Annotated in this window: 5 protein-coding genes and 1 pseudogene; all 6 read right to left on the bottom strand. The window is 70.8% G+C overall.

Annotated elements, in window-relative coordinates; translation table 11 throughout:
• A pseudogene (locus tag DXD16_RS06770) lies at window positions 1-568 on the bottom strand (hydrolase Nlp/P60); the annotation flags it as partial.
• Between the two features lie 2 nt (window positions 569-570).
• A complete protein-coding gene (locus DXD16_RS06765; RefSeq protein ID WP_117655564.1) occupies window positions 571-3048 on the bottom strand; it encodes a VirB4-like conjugal transfer ATPase, CD1110 family in 2478 nt (825 codons plus the stop codon).
• A complete protein-coding gene (locus DXD16_RS06760; RefSeq protein ID WP_042433164.1) occupies window positions 3017-3442 on the bottom strand; it encodes a PrgI family protein in 426 nt (141 codons plus the stop codon). Before DXD16_RS06760 ends, DXD16_RS06765 begins: the two co-directional genes overlap by 32 nt.
• A gap of 12 nt (window positions 3443-3454) precedes the next feature.
• A complete protein-coding gene (locus tag DXD16_RS06755) occupies window positions 3455-3670 on the bottom strand; it encodes a hypothetical protein (RefSeq protein ID WP_006234636.1) in 216 nt (71 codons plus the stop codon).
• Window positions 3671-3754: 84 nt separating this feature from the next.
• On the bottom strand, window positions 3755-5572 hold the full coding sequence (locus DXD16_RS06750; RefSeq protein ID WP_117655563.1) for a VirD4-like conjugal transfer protein, CD1115 family: 1818 nt from the start codon (window positions 5570-5572) through the stop codon (window positions 3755-3757).
• Complete coding sequence (locus DXD16_RS06745; RefSeq protein ID WP_099432731.1) at window positions 5569-6120, bottom strand: hypothetical protein; 552 nt, start codon at window positions 6118-6120, stop codon at window positions 5569-5571. The genes DXD16_RS06750 and DXD16_RS06745 overlap by 4 nt, the downstream gene beginning before the upstream one ends.
• Window positions 6121-6141: the final 21 nt, after the last annotated feature.

Here is a 6141-nt window from a genome sequence, read left to right as displayed (position 1 = left end):
ACCCCGCGGCGCGGGCCGCCTCGCCCGACGCCTGCGCGGCCGCCTGGGCCGCCTGGTGCTTGGCCGGGGCGGTCGCGCCGGCTGCCTCGGGGCCGCGCGCGCCTCCCTTTGGGGCGCCGAGGGCGGTCGCCGCCTTGCGGCTGCCTTGGGCTGCTTTCTTCGCCTTCCTCTGCCGCAGCCTTCCCGCGGCCTTCTCGGCCGCACGCCCCGCGTCGTACATGCCCGAGGCGCCCTCGAGCTCCTCCGAGTCGTCGAGTTGGGAGACGGCCTCCCGGGCGATCGCCAGCTTCGCCGCCTCGACGCGCGAGCGCATCGCGGCCGCCGCGCGCCGGTCGCCGGCGGGTTGGGACAATTTGTCCCCGAGCCCGCCTTCCGGGGCGTCGGGCCTGGACGGGCGCCCCTTCGCCGTTGCGGCGGGGCCTCCCGCCTCGTCGAGCGGGCCGGCGCCCTCCGAGACGTTTCCCAGGGCGTCGCGCTCGGTCTCCGCGACGTCGCCCGCGGTGAGCACGTCGCGGCGCTGCGCCCCGACCACCTCGAGCATCCCGCCGCCCTCGCTCGGGACGGCCATTCCTATTCCTCCGCCTCTCGCGCCGCCCGGCGCATCTCGCGCTCGGCGACCTCTGCGGGCTTGGTGTTCCACAGGTCGTAGAGCGGGCCTTTCGGGAAGTCGTCGGTGATGGGCACGCGGATCCCGGCGCTGATGAGCAGCCCCTCGCCGGGCTTGACGGCGTCGCCGATGTAGCCGCGCTCCGTGGCGGAGAGCTGGAGCATCTCCGCCCATGCGTCGAGGTCGGCGGTGGACTGCTTGTGCAGCAGGAAGAACTCGGAGTTGAGCACCATGTCGCGGGCCTCGGCGTTGGCCAGCATGTGGCTCGTGTTCTGGCTGATGCCGGTGCAGATGAGGCCGAACTTGCGCCCCTCGCGCCACAGGCGGGCGAAGTACTCGACCACCGTCGGATGCGCGAAGAGGCTCTGCACCTCGTCGATGTAGAGCCAGGTGTAGTTGGGGCGCGGCGGCGTGACCATCACGCGGTTGCGCACCATCTCGAGCGCCGTGATCATGCCGAACACGCGCATGTTCTGGCCGAGGCCGTGCATGTCGATGTTGGTGATGCGGTTGTCGAGCGCCACGTTGCTCTGGCCGTTGAAGAAGGAGAACGCGCCCTTCACGTAGCGCTCGTAGCGCAGCGCGATGTCGGCGGCCTCGGACTCGGGCTGAGCGAGCAGCGCCGCGTGGAAGTCGCCGAGCGTGGGCAGGCGGCCGTCCCTCGCGCACTCCCGGTACGCCTCGCCGACGCAGCGGGCGATGATCGAGCGGTCGCGCTCAGGCAGGCCCTCGCGGCCCTCGGCCATGAGCGCGCTCGAGAGCGCGAGCACCGCGTCGGTCTTGTACGCGAGCTTGGCGGCGTCGGCGCGGTCCGCGACGTCGGCGGTGTCGAGGGGGTTGAGCACCGCCGAGCATCCCGGGGCGAGCTCGACGTTCGCGCCGCCGAGCGCGCCGACGAGGTTGCCGTACTCGCCGGCCGGGTCGAAGATCACGACCTCGTCCTCGGGGTGCGCGAGAACGGTGTTGGTTATCTCGCGCTTGACCGAGAAGCTTTTGCCCGAGCCGGGCTTGCCGCACACGAAGCCCATGGGGCTCGCCAGGCGCTTGCGGTCGCACAGCACCAGGTTCCCGCTCTCCTTGGACTGCCCGTAGTAGCCGCCGCCCGCCTCGTCGAGGCTCTGGCTGGCGAAGGGCATCTGCATGGCCACCTGCCCCGTGGTGAGGTAGCGGCTCACGGTGACGTGGTTGTCACCGAGCGGGAGCACCGAGTTGAGAGCCTGGCGCTGCCGGAAGTGGAGCGGCTCGAGGCCGATCGTGCAGCCCTGCGCGACGCTCGTCACCTGCTGGACGCGGCGGTCGAGCTCCTCGAGGCTGTCGGCCCAGGTGTAGACGAGGCCTGTGTAGACGAACAGGCGCTCGGACTTGTTGCGCAGGAAGTCGAGCAGCTCCTCGGCCTCCTCCTTCGAGAAGCGCAGCTCGGGCGGCAGGATCTGGTAGTCGTAGCCCTTCTTCAGGGCGCTCATCTGCTCGTCGATGATCTCCTTGTCCATCCAGTCGATCTGGCGCTTCACGAGCGCGAGCGCCTCGCTCTGCGCGATGGGCTGCACGTGCAGCGTCACGTTGAGCGGCAGCGGCAGGTCGATGATGGAGGCGAGGTAGGTCTCCTCGATGACCGACCCGAAGCTGCGCACCGCGAGCACCGCGCCGTAGCGCCCGTCGCTGCGGAAGCAGTCGGACCTGCCCTCGGGCTTGAAGTCGAGCGTGGAGGGCATGACGAAGTCCTTCGTGCGCGCGCCCGACGTCGGGGACAATTTGTCCCAGGAGAACTCGAAGCGCGACCCCGGGCGCAGCTGCCCCTGCAAAAGCTCGAGCCTCTCGGCGCCGTCGAGGGCGCGCGACGAGCAGCGTATGCGCGCGAGCGTCTGCTCCACGTCTCCCCGGATGCGCGCGAGCTTGGGCACCGCGGCGTCGACGTCGTCGGCGCCCACGGCGTAGGTCAGGTAGCGGTGGCGCACGAGGTTCGAGACGCCCTCGCGCATCTTGTCGTTGAGGATCCGGTTGTACTCTTCGGCGAGCCCGGAGGTGGCGCGCTCCCCGGGCTCGAAGAAGACCTTGCGGCCGACCTCGTCGGCGGGGATGGGCGCGTTCACGACCTGGAGCTGCACGTGGGAGTCCGCCGGGAAGTAGTTGAACAGCGAGCTCATCACGGTGAAGGCCGTCTCGCGCGCCTCCTTGCGCGCGGACTGGTAGCTGATGTCGGAGAACTCGACCGTCTGGCTGAACATCCCCGGCATCACCTGGGCGATGCCGTCCCTGTACATGGCGTCGTAGCCGACGTAGGCGGCCATCTCGCTCGAGCGGTCGCGCTCCCGGCGGCGCCTCTGCCGCTCGGCCTCCGCGCCCTTCGAGGCGTCCTTGCGCCCGCCCGTGCCGCCGAGGAGCAGCCCGAGGGTGCTCGGGCGCTTCGGCCTATTCTCCTTGTTGGTTCTTGCTCGGCTCATAGAGCTCGGCTCCTTTCTTCCTTGCCCTGCGCCTCGCGCGACGTCCCGGGCGGCCCGGGCGCGGCGAGCCCTCGGGGAGGCTCCCGGCGAGGCAGGGCTCGTACGCGAGCAGCTGCGGCGAGAGCTCGTGGGCCGCCAAAAGCGGCAGCAGCTCCTCGGCGCGCATGCCGAAGGGCCGCCAGAACCCGGCGAGCCAGAACGGCATGCTGCAGAGCATGATCGGGAAGGCCGCGTCCGCGACGTCGGCGTGCAGGCCCAGGTGGACGAATGCCGCCGCCCCGACGGCGCTGCCGAAGCCGAGCGACACGCATGCGAGCGTGCGCAGGCTCATCTTCCCGACGATCTTCTCCTCGTACTCGCCGATGTCCTTCTGCACCGGTATCCTGAGCGCCATCCGCGACGCCCCCTATGCCGGCAGCCAGGACGTGTCCAGCTGACCGAAGTAGACCGACGCGGCGATGATGATCGCGCCGCCGGCGATGGTGGATATGGCGGTCGCGATCTGCGGGCCGCCCTGCTGCTCCCTGATGGCCAGGCCGAGCGAGACCGCTCCCCACACGACCAGGAAGCCGCCGAGGAAGGTCACGCAGCCCGACACGAGCTTGATGACGTTTGCGAGCATGCTGCTCTCCTTTGCTTTCGGTTGACGATGTTCCTTGCTGTTCCTCCCCCGCGGCGGGGGAGGCCCGCGCCCGCCGCGGCCCCGTCACGAGTTGCCTTCCTTCTGCCTGCGGTACTCCGCGAAGTCGAACGGGCCGCGGCGCGCGGCCTCCTCGAGCAGGCGCGAGCGCGGGTGGCGCTCGAGCCGGTACTTCCGGTCCATGAGCGGCATGCACCCGTTCACGAGCACGAGCGCGTCCTCGCGCGGCATGCGCGCCACCTCGGCGGGCTGTATGAGGTCGCGCTCGGAGATGCCGCGGTTCACGGTCCGGGTCCAGCCGGCGCCCCGCGAGTCGCTCTGCGTCTCGCTCGCCACCGTCTGTTTGCCGGCCATCTTGCTGATCTCCTCGTTGGTCTCGTTCGCCTTTCCGCCCAGGTAGAGCAGCGTGTCGCAGGCGTTCACGATGGTCTCGGCGTTGTTGTCGCCGTAGGTCTCCTTCAGCTGCGAGAGAGACTGGGCGATCATCGAGACGGCGATGTTCCGGCTGCGGGTGACGGCGATGGTCCGCTCGAAGTCGGGTATGCGCCCGATGTTGGCGAACTCGTCGAAGACGAAGTGCACCGTCGTGGGCAGCGAGCCGCCGTGCGCCTCGAGCGCCTCGGCGCAAAGCGCGCTCACGGCTGTGTCCATGAGCAGGGCGAACAGGAAGTCGAAGGTCGAGTCGGTGTCGCTCATGGACGCGAAGAGCGCGACCTTGGCGCCCTCGTCGCCCATGTGGGCGAGGCCGAGCTCGTCTTTGGAGGTGAGGTCGCGGACGGCACGGATGGACAGCGGCTTCAGGCGGACGTTGCAGCTCGAGAGCATCGACTTCATGGTGTCGCCGGCGGCCACGCGGAACTCGCGGTAGCTCGCGAGCGCGAAGTCGTCGGGGGGCGCGGGCTCGCGGACCTTGACCCACTCCCACGCGCCGTCCTCCTCGGCGAAGCCGCGCAGCGATCCGCCCTCCGCCGAAGCGCCGCCGCGCCTGACGTAGCGCTCGCCGGTCTCCAGCTCGCGGAACACCATGTCGAGCGGGCTCATGTAGCCCGGGTCGTCGCGGGCGTCGGCGAGCGAGAGCAGCGTGAGCAGCCCGTCGAGGTTTCGGTCGGCAGGCTCGCAGTGCATGACGAGGTAGGCCGTGAGCGCGGTGTAGACCAGGCGCTCGGCCTTCTCCCAGTAGGGGTCGCCCTTGTGGTCGGCCTCGCCCTCGGTGTTGGCGACGATGCCGCGGGCGAAGCGGATGACGCCCGCCTCGTCGCGTATGTAGGCTATGGGGTTGAAGCGCATCGAGCGCGTGAAGTCGATGGTGTCGAACGCGCGGATCTCGTAGCCGAGCTCCGCCAGCGCGCCGCCCATCTCGCGGATGAGCGTGCCCTTCGGGTCGGTCACGAAGAAGCTGGCGTTGGCCTGCAGGAGGTTCGGCTTGACGTAGTAGCGCGTCTTGCCGGTGCCGGGTCCTCCAACCACGAGCACGTTGTCGTTGGTGTCGGTGGAGAGGTCGAACCTGCGGCTCACGAGGCGGATGCGCGCGTTGTCGGTGAGGATGATGTTGTTGTCGGGGTCCTTGGCGTCGCCGAAGGGCGCGATGTCTTTAGGCGTGGCCCACCTGGAGCTACCGTGCTCCTCGCCGTCGCGCCGGGCCCCCTTGGTCCCCAGTGAGCGGGCCCAGGCGATGAGCGCGCCGCACGCGCAGGCGGTCCCGGCGCACAGGGGAAGCGCCTCCGCGGAGAAGACGCGCCCCGCGCGGAGCGCCGCGGGTATCGCCGCCATGGCGGCCTCCGGGTCGAGGATCGGGTTCGCGCCCGACGCCGCGATTGCCGCGGCCGCGAAGTCCCCCGCGGCGAACGCCGCCGCGGCCAGCGCGGCCGCCGCCTGCCACCTCATCTCTCGGGCCCCTCGATCTGGCGCGGGCCGCGGTCCCGGCCGGGGCCCTGGCTGTGGGCCCTCGACGCCTCGCGCGCCCGCTCGGCGCGCTCGGCCAGCCGCTCGGGCGCCTGGCGCCTCTCGGCTATCTCGGAGAGCCGCTCCCTTGCGCGCTCGGCGGCCTTTCCCGTCTCTTGCTCGAGCTGTCGGAAGGCCTCGTCGACCTCGGGGGCGTCCTCCACCTTGAAGAGCAGCCAGTCGCGGCCCCCGCCGGGGATGATGTGGTGCTCGACCGACGCGGCGCGCAGCTTGTCGGAGACGACCTCCTTGATCGTCGCGTACTCGGGAAGCCCCGAGAGCTCCTCGAGGCTGAGCTTCGCGTAGGTCGGCGCGCCGTCGGCCGCGATGGCCTCGGCGCGCCCGCCGGCGATGGTCCCGCGGATTCCCGCGAGGCGCTCGGAGAGCTCCCTCGCGCTGCGCGCCATTGCCTCGGCGCCGGCCTCCTGGCCGATCCTCAGCATCCAGTCGAGCAGCTTGCCGCCCGCCTCGTCCCCGTAGTCGCTCGCCATCCCGCGCCTCCCTTCCAGTCG

The organism is Collinsella sp. TF11-5AC, from assembly GCF_003436775.1.
In the GTDB taxonomy this organism is placed as follows: domain Bacteria; phylum Actinomycetota; class Coriobacteriia; order Coriobacteriales; family Coriobacteriaceae; genus Collinsella.
The sequence above is the reverse complement of the archived record's forward strand: the minus strand, read 5'-3'. Positions and strand labels throughout refer to the sequence as shown.